The organism is Nonomuraea sp. C10 (assembly GCF_008017515.1).
GTDB classification, from domain to species: Bacteria; Actinomycetota; Actinomycetes; order Streptosporangiales; family Streptosporangiaceae; genus Nonomuraea; species Nonomuraea ferruginea.
This window is the reverse complement of the sequence record NZ_VPFF01000001.1, coordinates 6,574,260-6,590,640: the sequence shown is the minus strand read 5'-3', so window position 1 is coordinate 6,590,640 and position 16,381 is coordinate 6,574,260. Positions and strand designations below refer to the sequence as shown.

General features: G+C 66.8%; 9 protein-coding genes. 6 read left to right on the top strand and 3 right to left on the bottom strand.

Features of this window, described 5'->3' with window-relative positions; genetic code table 11:
• Window positions 1–13 precede the first annotated feature (13 nt).
• The 4 genes from FR742_RS30220 to FR742_RS30205 all read left to right on the top strand — a co-directional run bounded on the left by FR742_RS30220 (window position 14) and on the right by FR742_RS30205 (window position 4,309).
• Entirely contained in the window at window positions 14–1,252 is a 1,239-nt protein-coding gene (locus FR742_RS30220; protein WP_148034090.1) for a helix-turn-helix transcriptional regulator, read from the top strand.
• Window positions 1,253–1,388: 136 nt separating this feature from the next.
• Complete coding sequence (locus FR742_RS30215) at window positions 1,389–1,745, top strand: helix-turn-helix transcriptional regulator (RefSeq protein ID WP_148034089.1); 357 nt, start codon at window positions 1,389–1,391, stop codon at window positions 1,743–1,745.
• Window positions 1,746–2,219: 474 nt separating this feature from the next.
• Window positions 2,220–2,447, top strand: coding sequence for a hypothetical protein (locus FR742_RS30210; RefSeq protein WP_148034088.1), 228 nt, complete (start codon window positions 2,220–2,222; stop codon window positions 2,445–2,447).
• Window positions 2,448–2,587: 140 nt separating this feature from the next.
• The gene (locus FR742_RS30205) at window positions 2,588–4,309 is read left to right on the top strand and encodes an IS1634 family transposase (RefSeq protein WP_148034087.1); all 1,722 of its coding nucleotides are present in this window, start codon (window positions 2,588–2,590) and stop codon (window positions 4,307–4,309) included.
• A gap of 1,163 nt (window positions 4,310–5,472) precedes the next feature.
• Here FR742_RS30205 and FR742_RS30200 read toward each other — a convergent pair.
• From FR742_RS30200 to FR742_RS30190, 3 genes are all read right to left on the bottom strand, one after another.
• Window positions 5,473–9,573 carry an Eco57I restriction-modification methylase domain-containing protein gene (locus FR742_RS30200; protein ID WP_148034086.1) on the bottom strand — a complete coding sequence of 1,367 codons (4,101 nt, stop codon included), beginning with the start codon at window positions 9,571–9,573 and terminating at the stop codon, window positions 5,473–5,475.
• Window positions 9,570–12,698 carry a DISARM system SNF2-like helicase DrmD gene (gene drmD / locus FR742_RS30195; RefSeq protein ID WP_148034085.1) on the bottom strand — a complete coding sequence of 1,043 codons (3,129 nt, stop codon included), beginning with the start codon at window positions 12,696–12,698 and terminating at the stop codon, window positions 9,570–9,572. The genes FR742_RS30200 and drmD overlap by 4 nt, the downstream gene beginning before the upstream one ends.
• A 164-nt stretch (window positions 12,699–12,862) precedes the next feature.
• Window positions 12,863–14,719: an N-6 DNA methylase gene (locus tag FR742_RS30190; protein WP_148034084.1), complete on the bottom strand. Its 1,857-nt coding sequence runs from the start codon at window positions 14,717–14,719 to the stop codon at window positions 12,863–12,865.
• 286 nt (window positions 14,720–15,005) lie between these two features.
• On the opposite strand from FR742_RS30190, the gene FR742_RS30185 reads away from it, so the two are divergent.
• Together FR742_RS30185 and FR742_RS30180 are read left to right on the top strand one after the other, a co-directional pair.
• Complete coding sequence (locus FR742_RS30185) at window positions 15,006–15,623, top strand: DUF4352 domain-containing protein (protein ID WP_148034083.1); 618 nt, start codon at window positions 15,006–15,008, stop codon at window positions 15,621–15,623.
• A gap of 52 nt (window positions 15,624–15,675) precedes the next feature.
• A complete protein-coding gene (locus FR742_RS30180) occupies window positions 15,676–16,275 on the top strand; it encodes a hypothetical protein (protein WP_148034082.1) in 600 nt (199 codons plus the stop codon).
• Window positions 16,276–16,381: the final 106 nt, after the last annotated feature.

The window sequence follows — 16,381 nt, the reverse complement described above, 5'->3', positions numbered from 1 at the left end:
CGAGGTGCTCACGATGGTCACCGAACTCCCCGCATGGGCCGTACGGCTGCGCGCCGAACGCCGCAACCGATTCTGGAGCCAGAAGGACATGGCCCGACGCCTGGTCGAGGCCGCCGACGACGACGTACGAGCCCGGCTCCCTTCCCGGGAGAGCATCGTGCGCCGGATCAAGGCGTACGAGGCGGGGCACAACCAGCCCGACGACCCCTACCGCCTCCTGTACGCCCGCGCCTTCGACCTCACCGAGGACGAGCTGTTCGAGCACAGCCCTGGAAACCTTGGGCGCGACGGTGACGACGAGTGGGACGCTCTGGAACTTGCTCGTCGCGCCGCAGCAACCGAGGTCGGGCGGGAGACACTCGAACGGCTGGAGCTGGCGGTCGATGACCTGGCCGTGGCCTACGCCGGAACGCCGCCCCGTGAGTTGCTGGTTCGGGTGCGCCGTCACCTCTACTACGTGTCCCAACTCCTGGACTCCAAGAAGACGCTCACCGAGCATCGGCGGCTCCTGGTGGTCGGCGGCTGGCTCTCGCTTCTGGCCGCGACCTGTCTCATCGACCTGCGCTGGTTTCCGGCCGCCGCCGCGCGGCTTCGGACGGCTGCCCAACTCGCCAAGGAAACAGAGCATCGTGAGATCGCCGCCTGGTGTCTGGAGACGGAGGCGTGGCAGGTCCTCACCGAAGGCGACTTTGGGCGAGCTTTGACCTTTGCCCAGGCAGCGCAGAGAGTCGCGCCCAGCGGCAGCTCGGCGCACATCCAGGCGACCGCGCAGGAGGGCAGGGCTTGGGCACGCCTCGGCGAGGCGCGGGAGACTCACGAGACGCTGAACCGGGTGATGCGGCTCGTCGCGCCTCTGCATGTCCCCGACCGGCCCGAACATCACTACCGGTACGATCCCGCCAAGTCCGACGCCTACATCGCGACCACGTTGTGCTGGCTCGGTGATACATCGGCCGAGCCGTACTCCCGAGGAGTGCTCGCTCGATTGGAGTCGACGACCGACGGCCCGCCACGGCCACGCAGGGCCGTGGCCGCGCGGCTCGACCTGGCTCTCGCGCTCCTGGCCGCCGACCAGCCCGACGAGGCGGGACACCTGACTCTCACCGCGATGACCAGCGGACTCCTCGTTCCCTCCAACTACTGGCGGGCAGCCGAGGTGGTCAGAGGCCTGGAAACAAAGCGTGCACCCGAGGCTACCGAACTGCGCGAGGCGTACCGCGAGCTCTGCGCGCCTGCGGCCCAGCCTTCATGACGAAGTCGCAGATCATCCTTCCCTATGTGCTCGAAACGTAGTAACAACCGGCACGAGCCGGGACCGGCTGACCGCGCCTCTCCGGTCCCGATAGCACGACCACGACGCCCCCACGTCTGACAGCGAGGTGCTCACGATGGTGACCGAACTCCCCGCATGGGCCGTACGGTTGCGCGCCGAGCGTCGCAAGCGGCTCTGGAGCCAGAAAGAGATGGCCCGGCGGCTCGTCGAAGCCGCTGACGAGGAGACGCGCAAGTGTCTTCCCGCTCGGGAGACGATCGTTCGCCGAATCAAGGCGTACGAAGCCGGACACAACCAGCCGCGCGATCCCTACCGCCTGCTATATACCCGGGCATTCGGGACCAGTGAAGCCGAATTGTTCGACATGCCGCAGGCTCCGTGCCCCCCGACCCTTGACGATGTCCTCGCCAAGTTGCTCGGCAGCGATGCCCTCACCCCGCTCCCCACCCGCACTGGCGGCGCATCGGAATGAGCGCCATCGCCGACCTGTCCGCGAGAGCCCATCGTCTGCGCCTGGCTGACGTGCTGGCTGGCGGGGACCTCCTACAGCCCGCGTTCCGCGAACTCGACGCCGTCACACGGCTCTACCGCGAAGCCACCTGCACCGAGCACACAAGCCGCGCCCTGCTCGGCGTGATCGGAGAATTCGCGCAGATCACCGGATGGATCGCCAGCGACGCCGGACGATACGAACAAGCAGCCAATGTCTATCTCCTCGGCATCCGCGCCGCCCGAGAGGCCGGGGACGGCACCCTGGAGTCGAACCTCGAACCTCCTCGGCTCCCTGTCCTATCAGACCGCCAACCTCGGCGACCCTCAAGAGGGGGTGACTCTCGCCCGCGCGGCACTCGACGCGGCCGGGCCACACGCGCCGGCGCGGGCGCGCGCCCTTGCCTGGGACCGCCTCGCCTGGGCATATGTCCAAGTCGAAGAAGCTGAGCCTGCCATGCGAGCGCTGGAAGAGGCCAGGGCCGCCCTTGAACAGCGCAGCGGCGAAGACGAGCCCCCGTACTTGTACTGGGTGGACGCGAGCGAGCTGCAGATCATGGAGGCACGTGCCTACACCGAACTGCGCCGACCGCTTCGCGCAGTGCCGCTGCTCACCGACGTACTGGACCGTTACGACGCCACTCACGCCCGCGAGCTCGCCTTGTACCCCGCGTTCCGCAGCTAATCCATGATCCAGGGCATGTTCGGGTGTGAAACCGCAGGTCGGTGGCTTACGACTTGGTGGAAACGGCGAAAGGCCCTAGTGACACGATTTCAGCGATAACACCATCACTGCCTGCGCACACGCTGCTACGGTCTGGTGACATGTTCGTCAGGACCACGAGCCGGAAGAACAAAAACGGCACCACGGTGCGATACCTCCAACTCGCCCACAACGAGTGGGATCCCATCGCCAAAGCCGCCAAGATGAAAGTCCTGCACAACTTCGGCCGCGAAGACCAGATCGACCGCGCCGCCGTCGAACGCCTGGTCGGCTCGCTATGCCGGCTGCTGCACCCGGGCCGCGCCGCCGCCCTCACCTCGGGCGCGGAACTGACCTTCATCGGCTCGGCCGCCTACGGCGGCGTCTATCTCCTCGACCAGCTCTGGCGGCAGCTGAAGATCGACACGATCATGACGCGCATCCTGGCCTCCACCCGGCGCAGCCCGTTCACCGAACGGGTGCTGTTCGCGCTGGTCGCCAACCGAGCCCTGGACGCCTCCTCCAAGCTGGCCGCCTCCCACTGGATCGGCCGCAACGCCCACATCGACGGCCTGCCCGCCTGCAGCGATGATGCCTGCTACCGGGCGATGGACTGGCTGCACCAGGTCCAAAACTCCGTGGAGCGCAAGGTGTTCGACCAGGTCGCCACCCTGCTCAACCTAGAAGTCGACCTGCTGTTCTTCGACACCACCTCCACCTACTTCGAGATCGACGAAGGCGATGAGCCGATCGCCCGCGACCAGCGCGGCGTCCCGCTTCCCGACCCCGGCAACACCGGTGAGGAGGACGGCAGCGGACCGGTGATGAAGGGCTTCCGCACCCGCGGCAAGTCCAAGGACCACCGCGACGACCTGCCGCAGATCGTCATCGGCATGGCCGTCACCCGCGACGGCATCCCCGTCCGCATCTGGTCCTGGCCCGGCAACACCACCGACACCGCCCTGATCCGCCAGGTCAAGGACGACATGCGAGACTGGACCCTATCCAAGATCGTGTGGGTCGGTGACCGCGGCTTCGCCTCCGCCGACAACCGCCGCTACCTGCGCCAAGGCGACCACCACTACATCATCGGCGAACGGCTGCGCTCGGGCTCGGCCGAGGCCAAGGCCGCCCTGTCCCGCCAAGGCCGCTACCAGGACGTGGCCGAGAACCTGAAGGTCAAAGAGGTCCGAATCGGCGAGACCGACCGGTTCGTGATCTGCTTCAATCCCGACGGCGCCGAACGCGATGCGGCCATCCGGGAACGTCTGGTCACCCAGCTGGAGGAGCTGATCGCCGGCACCGACACGCTCAGCGCCACCAAACGCGCCGAACTGCGCGGCGTCATCTCCACCAAACCCGGCCTGAACCGCTACCTGCGCACCACCCCCAACGGGCTGCTGCGCATCGACGCCGCCAAGGTCAAGGCCGAGACGAACCTGGACGGCAAGTACCTGCTGCGCTGCTCAGACCCCAAGCTGCCAGCCGAGGACATCGCCCTCGGCTACAAGCAACTGCTGGAGGTCGAGCGGGGCTGGCGCGACATGAAACAGGTCATCGACCTGCGCCCGGTCTATCACCGCCTCGAGGAACGCATCCGCGCCCACGTCATCTTGTGCTGGCTGGCCCTGCTGCTGATCCGCATCATCGAGACCACCACCGGCGCCACCTGGAGGCGCATCCGCGACGAGTTCGACCTCCTGACGGTCGCCACCTTCACCGGCCCGACCGGCACCTTCCGCCAGCGCGCCGAACTGACCAAGCCCCAGCGCGACATCCTGGCCAAACTCGACATCCCGACCCCAAAGAAGATCGTCGAAGCTACACCCGCCACAGACGCCTGACCAGCCACGACGCTGGCACCTAGTGACACGCCGCATCAGCATGCCTGCAAGCATTTCCGCAGCTCAGGCCACAGATCTATGTGCTTTTCTCGCTACACATCTGCGGAACGCGGGTGTACCTATCGTGGCTCGTCGTCGCGCTCGCAGATGCCAACGAGCCAGAGGAAGCGGCTCGTGCTGCCTGGCGGATGTTCGACCTTTCGAAGGACGTGGCCAGCGACAGGACAGCGCGTCGTCATCGTGTTGTCCTCGACCGGCTCGCGCCGTACCGGGACGTACCACAAGTGCGGGAAGTGATAGACCGCGCTCGATGAGGAGTTCGATGGTCAGGGTGGCGAAAGGGCCTCGAACTGCTGGCTGCTTGGGCGTTCACATATCTCCGCTGTCGACGCATCCGGGGCATGGCGTCCAGCCGTCGGCCCGCGCTTCTGCTGCGGGCATTCGCAAGAGATTATGCAGGCGGTTACCCTGGCTTTCGCTGCCGCGCCGACTCGCCTGGAACATGGGGCAGTCCTCGCTGGCGTGGTAGCGGTCGCTCCCCCTCGTGGTAATCACCTGAGGGATGTCTGTCATATATCCGTTTCTCTCTGAAGCGTCGGGGTGGGGCAGGTGGGAGGGCCTCTGCCCCACTTACGGGCAATGCTGATCGAGGCAATCAGTTCGCGATCGCAGACGCGCTGAAGTCTAGCGGTTACCACTCGGATCATGACGGGCTCTTCGCAGTTGAGAGTGTAGGGGGCCAGAGCGTGCCGGTGGCCTGATTGGGGTCGATGCCTTCCAGGACGGAAATCCTCACGCTCACCACCTGGAAAATTTCGACGTTGCTCCACGATACTTTCCGACGCCTCTGGCCCAACACCTTCTACTGCCTCTCTCAAGCGGTGGCTTTCGTACTAGGCTTGGCGCATGCCAAAGTGTGTGAACTGCGAAACGGAATTTGATGTCTCAGATGTCCGAGACGAGTACAACGAGACGTTCGACGGAGAAAGCGATTATGACGAAGAGCACGGCGGAGCAATATGCGCTAACTGCGCCATACCGGACAGGGAATCAAACATGAACCTGGGTGCCGCAATCCTAATGATGAATGGCGACCTCGACTATGACGATGACTTCGTACAAAAGTGGCTATGACGGCCCCTGCCACAGAGCCGCTACCCGGTTCAGAACAGTCCGGGCGGGGCCGCCTTGGGCTCCTTGGGAGCGCGGCCAGTCTTGGCTGACCTCTTCTTGTCGTGGAGGCCCTTGGCGACCTCTTCGGCGTAGCGCTCGTGGTTGAGTTCGAGCAGGCGATCCACGAACTCGCGTTGGGCGAAGGGACCGACCGTGTAGCGGGTCTCCCGGCCTCCTACGATGTGATGGCCGTGGTCGAGGCGGTCGAGCATGTCGTCCCAGCCGTACGCTCGACAGACCGCCGCGTCGATGTCCCGGTGAATCCGGCGCAGCTCGACGATGTCCTCGTCCTGGCACGACGGATCGTTGACCAGGTTGTATGTTGCGGTCAGGCCAGCCTGGCGGGCGAGCATGAGTTCTCGCCGGTAGGTGTCAAGTTGATCCCCAAGGTGCCGCACATCCTCGCTCAATTCCGACAGTGGCAGCGTTTCGAAAACGTCAGACAGCGTGTAGCGAATTCGCGTCTCCAGCGTTGACGCCCGAGTGCGCACCCACCAGTAATGTGACGCGCTCGACAGCAACCCAAGCATCGCCGCATCATCTGTCGCGAACACACCGAGCATGTGCGAGAAGACTTGCCCAGTCGGCACCATTACCGGCATTACGATCTTGCTCACCAGTGCGATAACGATTACCCGCTTCAGGCCGACTATAGCCTTACGCATCGTCATCTGGTTCTCGGCGTACTGCCACCAATGCTCTCTGTAGATCCTGCGGCTATTTTGGTCACGCTCCGGCTTCACAAGCCGAACTACTTGATCGTAACAGTCCGGGTAGTGTTTCGCTTTCTCTTCCAGCCAATCTCGAAAATCGATGATCCATCTACTTGCCGAGAAGTCGACTTGAGAGTTTACATCTTGTCCATTCAAGTATGGGAAGAGGACCTCACGGTTTCGTTGGTCTCGATCGATCAATACCTGAGCATGCTCAGGCGTCATCGTAAACCCCATACCGTTCACAAGTGAACCGAAATGAGCAAGGCCTTGACTTGCCACGAGTCTCTCCGGCTTCCCCACAACTCGGGACGCCGGTTCAAGCGACGATGTGATCGCGGAAACCTTCGCGTTGTCTGCTATCCGGTCGGCCTGGCCTTCCAGCTGGCCTCTGCTCGTCCATATAGCGCAGTATTCAAGCATGGCGCTGCGAGAAGGCCACGGGCGGCTCTTGATGGATTGCCTAATCGTAGATCCTGCAGCTAGGACTTGATCGAGGCCGACTGCGCGGGTGTCACCTTGGGCGAGAGTGTTCGTCGCGATCAGGCCTGTCTGGCCTTTAGGGTTGAGTATCGAGTGGGCGCGCAGGACAAAATAGGCGGCTAGATCGGCATTTCCTTTGACGTCTTTAGCAAGAGCCGAGACGAGGTACTCCCGATAGGCTGACCCCGAGCTGCCGCTGATCTTTTTGCCGCCCAGGAACGGCGGGTTGCCGATGATGGCGTCGAAGCCGGTACTGGCCGAACTGCCGCCAGTCTTCTTGAAGACCTCCGGAAACACCAATGGCCAATGCACCGGCTGGCGGTTGAAGGAGCCTGGGATCTGGTCGGTGGCCAGCCACTCCTTCCGAGTCTCCTCGGCCTTTGGCTTGCTACTGGTCTCATCGTTCACCAGTGCACTCGTGAGCTTCGCTACCTTCAGAGAGGCCCGGTCGAAACCGCGCAGCTTGTCCGGCTGAGGAGGCACCGGTGCGTCACCAATCCGGCCCTGCTCCACGGCGTACCGCAGCGATGCCCCCACCAGCAGGTCCGCGAACAGGCGGTGTTGGCGGGTGTCGTTGTCGATCTCGAACAGGATGCTGCGCTTCTTGTTCAGCGCCTCGATGCCGTTCGAATCCACCGAGATCTCGGTAAGATGCCGCCGCTTCTCGGCCGCGTCGCGGACGACCCGCTGCACATTCTTAGACAGTTCCAGCAGGTCGCTGTGCACCTTGCGCCCTCGCGAAGGCACCAGGTGCATGTATTTGAGCTGCTCCAACGACGTGATTCCAAGTAGCGCGTCACCCACCGCGAGCCGGTCGTCCACGAACGTAAACGGCCGGGCCGGGTCCATCGACACCAGCCACAACGACAGCTTGGCCATCTCAACGGCCATTGGGTTGATGTCCACGCCATATAGGCAGTGCTCGATGACCTGCCGCCGAGCCTCGATGACGACGGGGTCCGCATCGGCGTCGGCCGTACGTTCCCCGGCACTCTCCAGGTAGGCTGCCGCCTCCTCATGGTCTTCCTGCGACCACGCCTCCACCAGCCGGTCCCCGAGATACCGCGCGGCGGCCACCAGGAACGCCGCCGAGCCCATGGCGATGTCGGCGATCTTCAACCCCCGATGCCCATCCCTCCCCAGGATCTCGGCCGAGCTGCGCAGCTTCCACTGTGACCGGTCGGCCGTCTGCAGCGGGCCGGGGGAGTAGACCAGAGGCTCCAGAGCGCCCTCCACGACCTGCTCCGCTAGGAACCGGGGCGTGTAGTGAGTCCCGGTGTTCTTGCGCAGCGCCGACTCCGTGACGAACAGCGCCCCGGGCAGGATGACGACCGGCAGCCCCCGCAGGTCGTCGCGCAGCAGGCCGGCGAACGGCAGCAGCCGCCGGGCCAGCTCCGCGTCGCCGCCCGTGACCGCGAGCAGCCTGCGGGTGGCCTCCAGCGTGCCCGCCTCGTCCAGCGGCGCAAGCCGTCTGCGCAGGGCGGCCACGCTGCCGATGCCCGAGTCCTTGTACTTCTCCGCCAGCCTCTCCGCCAGAGCGTCACCGGAGTCCCGCGCCAGCGCCTCCAGGTCGGCGAGCTCGACCTCCTCCTCCCGGCCGGCCTTGCCGACCAGGCCGAGAACGGTGTCCGCCGCACGGAACCCGTCGTACGACAGCAGACCCTCGTACACGTAACCGATCTGCTCGACGTCGAGCGAGCGGAAGCTCAGCCTGCGCCGCTCCCGGTTCTTGCCCTTGCCGACCTCGACGTACTGCACGGCGCGCAGCATGTGCAGCACGGTCCGGTCGTCGATGGTGAGCGGCATCCAGGGATGCGCGTCCGGGTCGAACAGCGACCCGTCGTGGGCGTGCATGGTCAGCCGCGGATGCTCAACCCCGCTGTGCACCGCCCGGAACAGGGCGAGCAGCCGATGCCAGGCGGCGTGGCTGTTCTCCAGCTCCTCCTCGCTGCCCTCGATCGCCCGCTGCTCCAGCTCCGCGCAGAGCCGCCCGGCCGAGTACGCAGCCGCGTACACCTTGTTGTCCGACGGCAGCAGCCCGCGCTCCTCGGCGAAGAGCAGGAAGACGACCCGCATCATCACCGACACCGCGCCCCGGTAGACCTCGTGCGCGGTGACCTCGCCCGGCACACCGGCCCGGCCGATGGCGGCGACGAGCAGCTCGACGGCCTGGCGGACCTGGACGCCGAGGGCCTCGGTGATGTCCTCCTGGCTGTCGAGGCTGGCCTTGAGCAGCGCGGGCAGGCGCTCGGACTCGGGGAAGGAGAAGAACCGGTCGAAGCCGAGCAGCGAGACGAAGGCGCGCAGCACGTCGCGCTCGGCGGCCTCCGGCCAGGGGATCGCGTCGAACACCGCCGTGGTCGTCACCCCGCCCCTGGGCGCCCAGACGAGCGTCCACCAGCGGCCGTCGGTGACCAGGCCGAGCTCCACGCCGTGGTGCCGGCACAGCTGCGCCATCCGGTCGGTGGGCGTGGCGGCCCACTTCGACAGCTTCATGCGCGCGGTGGGGTGCCCGCTGGTGATCATGCCGAGCAGCCGTACGGTGTCGGGCTTGGACGCGTGCCCCGGCACCGCCAGCGCGAACGACGGCGTGAGCGTGGTGTCGTGCTCGGGCACGTCCATCGCGAGGTGATCGAGCGCGCGTTCCGGCCCGCCCACGTGGAGTGCGTCGCCCCAGCGCAGCAGCCCGCGCAGCACGTGCTCGACCCAGGCACGGCGGTCACGGCCCTTCTGCCACGCCGCGTGGGCGAGACGGAGCGCGTCGAGCCGCTGCCGGTCGACGGCGTCGAGCGCCGGCCAGGTGGAGCGCAGCACCGGGATGCTGAGGAACGGCCCGGTCACCTCAACCAGGCTGAGCCATCCCTGGTGGTCGACGTCTCTGGTGAACCTGCTCATCGGGTCGCCTCCCGCCTCGGCACGACGAAGACCACGGCCACCGGGAACCGGTGCGGCCGTGGGTCACGGTAGCGCGCCGCGATCGCTTCCAGTTCCCGGTCGCGCTCCCGGCCGAGGCCGGCCAGGCGTTCCTCCCAGGATCTGCGGTCCCTGCGGTACTGGTCGCGCTCTTCCTTGCTGGGCGCCGCCTCGGCCCGGCTGAACAGCGCGTCGCCCTGATCGCCCTCGGCGAGCTTGGCTCGCAGGGTGGCCTCGAACCGCTCCAGGCTGGCCGCGACCCGGGTCTGCTCGGCCTCCCTGCGCTGGGCCAGCTTGCGTTCGAGCTGGTCCTGCTTCTGCTCCGTACGCCAGTCGATCGACTGCAGGAGCGGGCCTGCGACGCGCGGCCACGCCTCGGCCAGGCGGTGCCGTACGGGGGCGGAGGCGGGGGTGCCCTGGGTGAGCGCCCGGTCCACGATGCCGCCGAGCACGGTCAGGTTCTCCAGGCGGCGGAACCGCCCGCTCTCCTGCACCCAGCCGCCCGCGTACAGAACCTCCTCGTGCAGCCGCACCCCGTCGCCGCCGACCAGGACGAAGCGGGAGAACGCGCCGGACAGGGTGGTCTCCAGCGCGGGATCGTCGCTGACCACCGCCGTCACCCGGTGCAGGCCGATCTCGCTGTTGGAGACCGCCGCCCGCAGCAGTCGGGTGGACATGGCGACGAGCGGGTGCCCGAGGTGGGCGAGCACGACGTCGTCTCGCACCCGGCCCTCAGGGTCGAGCGTCGCCCCGGCGTCGAAGGTCACCGGGCGCTGGTACGGCGCCTCGTCCTTCCTCGTCTGCTTCGCCGGCAGCCCGGCGGCGGCGCGCTCCCAGGAGCCGGTGAGCGGCGGCACGTCGTAGAGGCCCTCGGTGAGGTGCTTCTCGTCGAGGTGTGGCGTGAGCGGCTGCTGCCGGGCGAGCTCCAAGGCGGTGTCGACGACGCGCTTGACGTTCTCCGGGGTGATCCCGAGCTCGGCGACGGTCTCGTCCAGGTTGGCCCGGAGCCTGCGGACCTGCTCGCCGACGTTCGTCTCGGCGGGGACGGTTCCCTCGGAGGCGCCCGCCTGCTCCACGTCGTAGTCGGCGATGTCGCCGAGCATCCGCCGCTGCACGGCCCTCGCCAGGACGGCGTTGACCGAGCCGAGGTCCTCCTCCATCTGGGCGACCTTGTTCGCCACTCGGGACAGGAACTCCAGGTCGGCCTCGTACGAGTCGACGGCCTTGTCCCAGCCGGTGCCCATGAAGTGGCGGATGTCCGGTGTGCGCTTCTGGCCCCAGCGGTCGACGCGGCCGATGCGCTGCTCCAGCTTGTTCGGGTTGAACGGGATGTCGTAGTTGACCAGGCGGTGGCAGTGGTTCTGCAGGTCGATGCCCTCGCTGGCGGCGTCGGTGGCCACCAGGATCCGTACGGGGTGCTCGCCCGGGTCCTTCTGGAAGGCGACCCGGAGCTGCTCGCGTTCGGCGGCGGACATGCCGCCGTGCAGCACGGCGAGGTGGTCGCCCCCGAGGTCTTCCTGCCTGAGCAGCTCCACGAGCCACTTCTGGGTGTCGCGATACTCGGTGAAGACCACGACCCGTTCGTTGGTCCAGTGTTTGTCGGGGCGGCAGACCGCGCGCAGGTAGTCAATGAGCCGGCGGGCCTTGGCGTCGGGCGCGGAATCGTAGTCGCGGGCCCAGGCGCGCATCCGCTCCAGCAGCGCGATCTCCTCATCGCCGGCGACTCCCTGCAGGGGGGCGGCCATGGAGAGCGCGTCGTCCTCGGCCTCGGCGAGCGGCTCGTCGTCGAGGGTGGCGGCCTCGTCCCAGAAGTCGTCCATCCACTCCTCGTCGTCGTCCTCCACGGGCGCGGCCGGAAGGTCCCGTACGCCGTCGAGATAGACGTCGAGGGTGTGGGCGAAGGCGGCGGGGCTGGAGAACAGGCGCTTCTTGAGCAGCAGCGTGACGAGGTCGGCGGCCTTGCGGCCTTTGAGGTTGGCATTGAGCCTGGCCCTGCGCGCCTTGGCGAACTGCTTGAGCAGGTCGTGCACCTCGCGCTCGTCCGGTGGATACGGCACCGGGATCGCGCGGGCGTCCCGGTCGAGGAACCGCTTGGTGCCGTCGGCGTTCACGATGTGCCGCTTGAGCCGGCGGATCACGGTTTCCTTCTCGGCAGACTTGTCCACCGGAACGCCCCGGGCGAATCTCTGGTCGTCCAGAATCTCCAGCAGCGCGGTGAACGATTCCTGGTAGCCGTTGTGCGGCGTCGCCGACAGGAACAGTCGGTGGGTGAAGTGCGGGGCGAGGCGGCGGATGAGCTTGGTCTGCTGGGAGTCGACCGCGTAAACCTGCTTGGGCGCGGCGGGCGCCACGTGGTGGGCCTCGTCGAGGATCAGCAGGTCGAACCGGCGCTCCATCGCGCCCGGGTCGAGGACCTCGTCGAGCAGCCGCTGGGCCTTCTGCCCGCGCAACCAGGGCAGGCTCACGATGCTGAGCGGGTAGACCGTGAACGGGTTGGCGGCGCTGCCGTGCGTGCGTCGCACCTGTGCGCACCGCTCCGTGTCGATGATCGTGAAGTCCAGGCCGAACTTGTCGGCCATCTCGTCCTTCCACTTCAGGGTGAGACCGGCCGGGCAGACGATCATGATGGTCCGCGCCCGGTGGCGCAGCAGCAGCTCCTGGGCGACGAGACCGGCCTCGATGGTCTTGCCCAGGCCGACGTCGTCGGCGAGCAGTAGGTTGACGCGGGGCGCGTCGAGGGCGCGGGAGACCGGTTCGAGTTGGTAGTCCTCGATGGCCACCCCGGAGCGGTACGGCGCCTGCAGGGTCTTCACGTCGGCGCTCGTCACGGCCGACCAGCGGATGGCGTCGAGGAACGCGGCGAGCCGCTCCGGCGAGTCGAACCCGTCGGGGCCGACGTCGGGCAGGGAACCGCTGGGCAGGACGCGGCGGCCCGGCTCTATCTCCCACACGACGTCGAGGGTGTCGCCGTACCGGCCGTCCTCGACGCTCTGCAGGGTCACCAGAGTGCTGCTCTCGCCCGGTTCGACTTCCCCGACCACCCAGCGCTGCCCGCGGACCGAAACCAGCTCGCCGATGGCCGGTCTCTCAGAGGTCGCACTCGTCACCGTTCACTCCTTGCCGACGGCCCTTGCCAGCTTGGGCCGGCATGGGGAACGATCCAAGCCCCATCCGCCCCCGGAAGTACCCGCTGGAATCTACGGCAGATACCAAACCGATGTCCATAGCAACAACAGTTGTGTTTTCGGTTCACAGATAAACATCGGGTCGCTTACGCCGGTGGGGGAGTGAGATCGCCCTTGCCGAGCGCTTTGAGGAATGAAGCGGCAGCGGCTTGGCCGGCGTTGCTGACGTTGCGCAGCTCGTCCTCGAACTCGAAGATTCTCCTGAATGACTCACCGTACCGCCGCTGCTCTTCCAGAGGCATGCGTGGCACGACAGCGCGGCGAGGCTCGAACCTGCTCACACCCGAGTGGGTGCCGGTGCCCATGGTCGCGGGCAGGGCTCTGAGAAAGCCCGCGAGGAAGTACGAGTCGATCCGCTGGGCATCGGGTCGCAGCAGGGTGAGCCGGGGGCCCAACAGCATCCCTCTCTCCGTGACCACTCTCGCGGCGAACTCTCCTGACCTGGCTGCGACGACGACGTCACCCGGCTCGATGAGGACGCGGCCTTCCGGGTGCGTGCGGTGCGGCGGCGTGGTCCCGGAGAAGAGGTCATGGTCGGTCAGGACGAGGTCACCGGCTCCCGATATCTCGAAGCGCCCGGCGTTGAGCACCCGGATCGCCCCGACGCGCTCCAGCTCGGAGAGATGGACCGAGGGCATCGCCGCGGCCGCCGCGGAGGGCACGGCTTGGGGGATCATCGTCGACAACCGCTCGACGCGGTGGAGCAGTTGCTCGCGCACCGCGGGGAAATCGTGCGCCGATGGCTGGCCCACATGGCTCACATGTCCAGCGGGGGTGACATCGACGTTCTCATCCACCAATTCGATGATGGGCACCGACCGCACCGCGCCCGGCCCCTGGGCGGCTCGCTCAGGATCCACCCGGAACTCACGCCAGCGCTCGGCGATCTCATCGAAGCTTTCAGGCTCGGCTTCGGCCATCAGCACGTGCGAAGGGATCGGGCCGCCCTCGATCGGCCTCCGCAGGACCCAGATGTGAAGAGGGAGGCCCGTGCCCGCGCCCATCCTGGGCGGCAGCCCGACGACCGCTTGGAGCGCCCCCTGCCGGAGCAGGTTGCTCCGGATGCGGCGGCCCGAGCGGCGGCCGGCGGCGATGGCGGGCATCAGCATGACGGCAGTGCCGCCGGGTTTCAGATGGGACATGGCGTGCTGCACCCAGGCGAGTTCGGACTCCGCCTTCGGTGGCATGCCGTACTCCCAGCGGGGGTCGCTGACCAGCTCGTCGTATCCCCAGTTACGGTCGTTGAAAGGGGGGTGGCACAGGACGGCGTCGACCGTTACCCCCGGCCAGGAGTCGTGGCGGAGAGAGTCACCGGTCCGCACTGAACCCTCGATCCCCGCCAGCACCAGGCGTGTCCGGGCGAGCCTGGCCACCGAGTCGTCGGCTTCCTGGCCGTACACCTGTTCCACCTCGCGGATCGTGGTGAGGAGCACGCCCAGCCCGCACGCGGGGTCGAGGACGGATCGGACATCAGGGCCGGCCAGCCTCGCCATGAAGTGCGCGATCTCGGCCGGCGTCTCGAAGAGCCGGCGCGAGTGGACCTCGGCGTAGCGGTCGAGCAGGAAGGCGCCGGCCTCGGCGCTTCCCTGTTCTTCCGCGAGATCCCGCAGGAGCCCCCAGGCCGAGGGAGGCACGAGCCGGCGCTTTCCGTGGCCTCTCAGCAGCTCGGTCGCTTCGGCGACTACCTCGCCGAGACGCAGGTCGTCGGCGGCGTTCCTGATCTGCTGCCAGACGCGCTCCCTGAGCGGCACTTCCTCGACCTTGCCCTGGTGGAGAAGCCATTCCTCCACCGCTTTCAGGGAGAACGCAGGGCTGGTCGCGGTGCCTCCGACAGGGGGTGGGAAGTCCTCGTAGCGTCGTCGCCAGTTGCTCACGGCCGCGCGGCCCACGCCGACCATCCGGGCGATGTCGGCCGCTGTGACGGTCGCCTCGTCTCCCGCCATCGTCGGCCTCCTCGTGTCCCGTCTACTCCTGAGGGCGATCGCCCTCAGGAGATGGCCCGTCGGAGGGGCGCCGTGTAAGAGATTCACAGTTTAGCTGCTCACCTGCAACCCCGAGTCCATGGGCCCCGCGTGCCGGTCACTCGTGGTTGATCGGAACACGATCTCAGGACGAAGTTCTAGCAACCAATATTTATCTTGTGTGTACGGTTCACAGCATGCTTTACTTGCCTTCCTGTAGTCCCTGCGCTTACAAGATCCCCGCCGACCGCCACGAAGAGAGCCGGCCATGCACACAAATCCCCAGCAGCCGCAGCACGGCTATCCACCGCCCCACCCGCCCACCGTGATCGTCCAGAAGAGAGGTGGCGGCTGCCTGAAAGCCGTGCTGATCGGCACCGCCGTCCTCGTGGGGCTGGTCTTCCTCGGTGCGGTCCTCGGCGGCGGCTCCGACAAGACCGGAGAGACCACGGCCGCCTCCGCCCCGGACGGTGAGGAGCCGAAACGGGCGGGCATCGGCGACGTGGTCAAGGACGGGAAGTTCTCCTTCAAGGTCACCAAGGTCGAGAAGGGGCTGTCGCAGGTCGGCGAAGGATTCACGATCTCCAAGGCCCAGGGTAAGTACGTGCTGATCCACCTGACCGTGAAGAACATCGGCGACGAGGCCCAGATGTTCCACGACTCGTCCCAGAAGCTCATCGATGCCAAGGGACGCGAGTTCGACGCCGACTCCGGCGCCGCCGTGCTCGGGCTGAAGGACTCCAACGCCTTCCTCAACAACATCAACCCCGGCAACGCCGTCAAGGGAATCCTGCTCTTCGACGTTCCCGAGAACATCAAGCTCAAGGCCGTCGAACTGCACGACTCGATCTTCTCCGACGGCGTCACCGTCACTCTCACACGCTGATGCCGACCCCTCTTCCGGCCCCGACCCTTTCGTCACGAGGAGAAGACAAGACATGCTCCGCCGTTTGCTCGCCGTCCTGACCCTGGCGGTCGCCGTACTCGCCACACCGACCGCCGCGAACGCCGACACGAAGTTCCGCGGCACAGGTGACGAGGTGATCCGCATTCCCGCCACCAAGAAGCCCGGCCTCGTCCAATTCGCTCACGCCGGAGCGTCCAACTTCATCGTCGAAACCATCAATCGGCGTGGCAAGACCGAAGAACTCCTCGTCAACGAGATCGGGCCCTACAAGGGCACCGTTCTTTTCAACGCCTATGACAGCAAGGGCACGGTCGGCCTGCGGATCAAGGCCGATGGCGCCTGGACCGCCACGTTCAAGCCGGTCAGCAAGGCCCGCTGCTGGTGCGCCGGCACCATCCGCGGCACCGGTGACCAGGTGCTCAAGCTGACCCCCACCCGCGGCCTGCGCACTCTCCGCGCCGCGCACAACGGCGAGTCGAACTTCATCGTGTACGGCTACACCCGTGTCGGCCGTTACGGCGACCTGCTCATCAACGAGATCGGTCCTTACAAGGGCAGGGTCCTCCTGTCGCCCGGCACCCGCCTCGTCACCGTCACGGCCGACGGTTCCTGGACGCTCAGTCGTCGTTGAGAGGTGGCGTCGCCATGGGTCGTTCCCGCCGCTATCGCAGATTCAGCACAACGGTTGACATCAGTACCAGAAGCCGCAAAAATCACGCAGTTTCCAGCTAATGGAC

What these genes read in the sequence shown, in the direction of transcription:
- FR742_RS30205 (WP_148034087.1), top strand. Translation starts at nt 2,588, where the DNA reads ATGTTCGTCAGGACCACGAGCCGGAAGAACAAAAACGGCACCACGGTG.
- FR742_RS30200 (WP_148034086.1), bottom strand. Translation starts at nt 9,573, where the DNA reads ATGAGCAGGTTCACCAGAGACGTCGACCACCAGGGATGGCTCAGCCTG.
- FR742_RS30220 (WP_148034090.1), top strand. Translation starts at nt 14, where the DNA reads ATGGTCACCGAACTCCCCGCATGGGCCGTACGGCTGCGCGCCGAACGC.
- FR742_RS30185 (WP_148034083.1), top strand. Translation starts at nt 15,006, where the DNA reads ATGCACACAAATCCCCAGCAGCCGCAGCACGGCTATCCACCGCCCCAC.
- FR742_RS30190 (WP_148034084.1), bottom strand. Translation starts at nt 14,719, where the DNA reads ATGGCGGGAGACGAGGCGACCGTCACAGCGGCCGACATCGCCCGGATG.
- FR742_RS30180 (WP_148034082.1), top strand. Translation starts at nt 15,676, where the DNA reads ATGCTCCGCCGTTTGCTCGCCGTCCTGACCCTGGCGGTCGCCGTACTC.
- FR742_RS30215 (WP_148034089.1), top strand. Translation starts at nt 1,389, where the DNA reads ATGGTGACCGAACTCCCCGCATGGGCCGTACGGTTGCGCGCCGAGCGT.
- FR742_RS30210 (WP_148034088.1), top strand. Translation starts at nt 2,220, where the DNA reads ATGCGAGCGCTGGAAGAGGCCAGGGCCGCCCTTGAACAGCGCAGCGGC.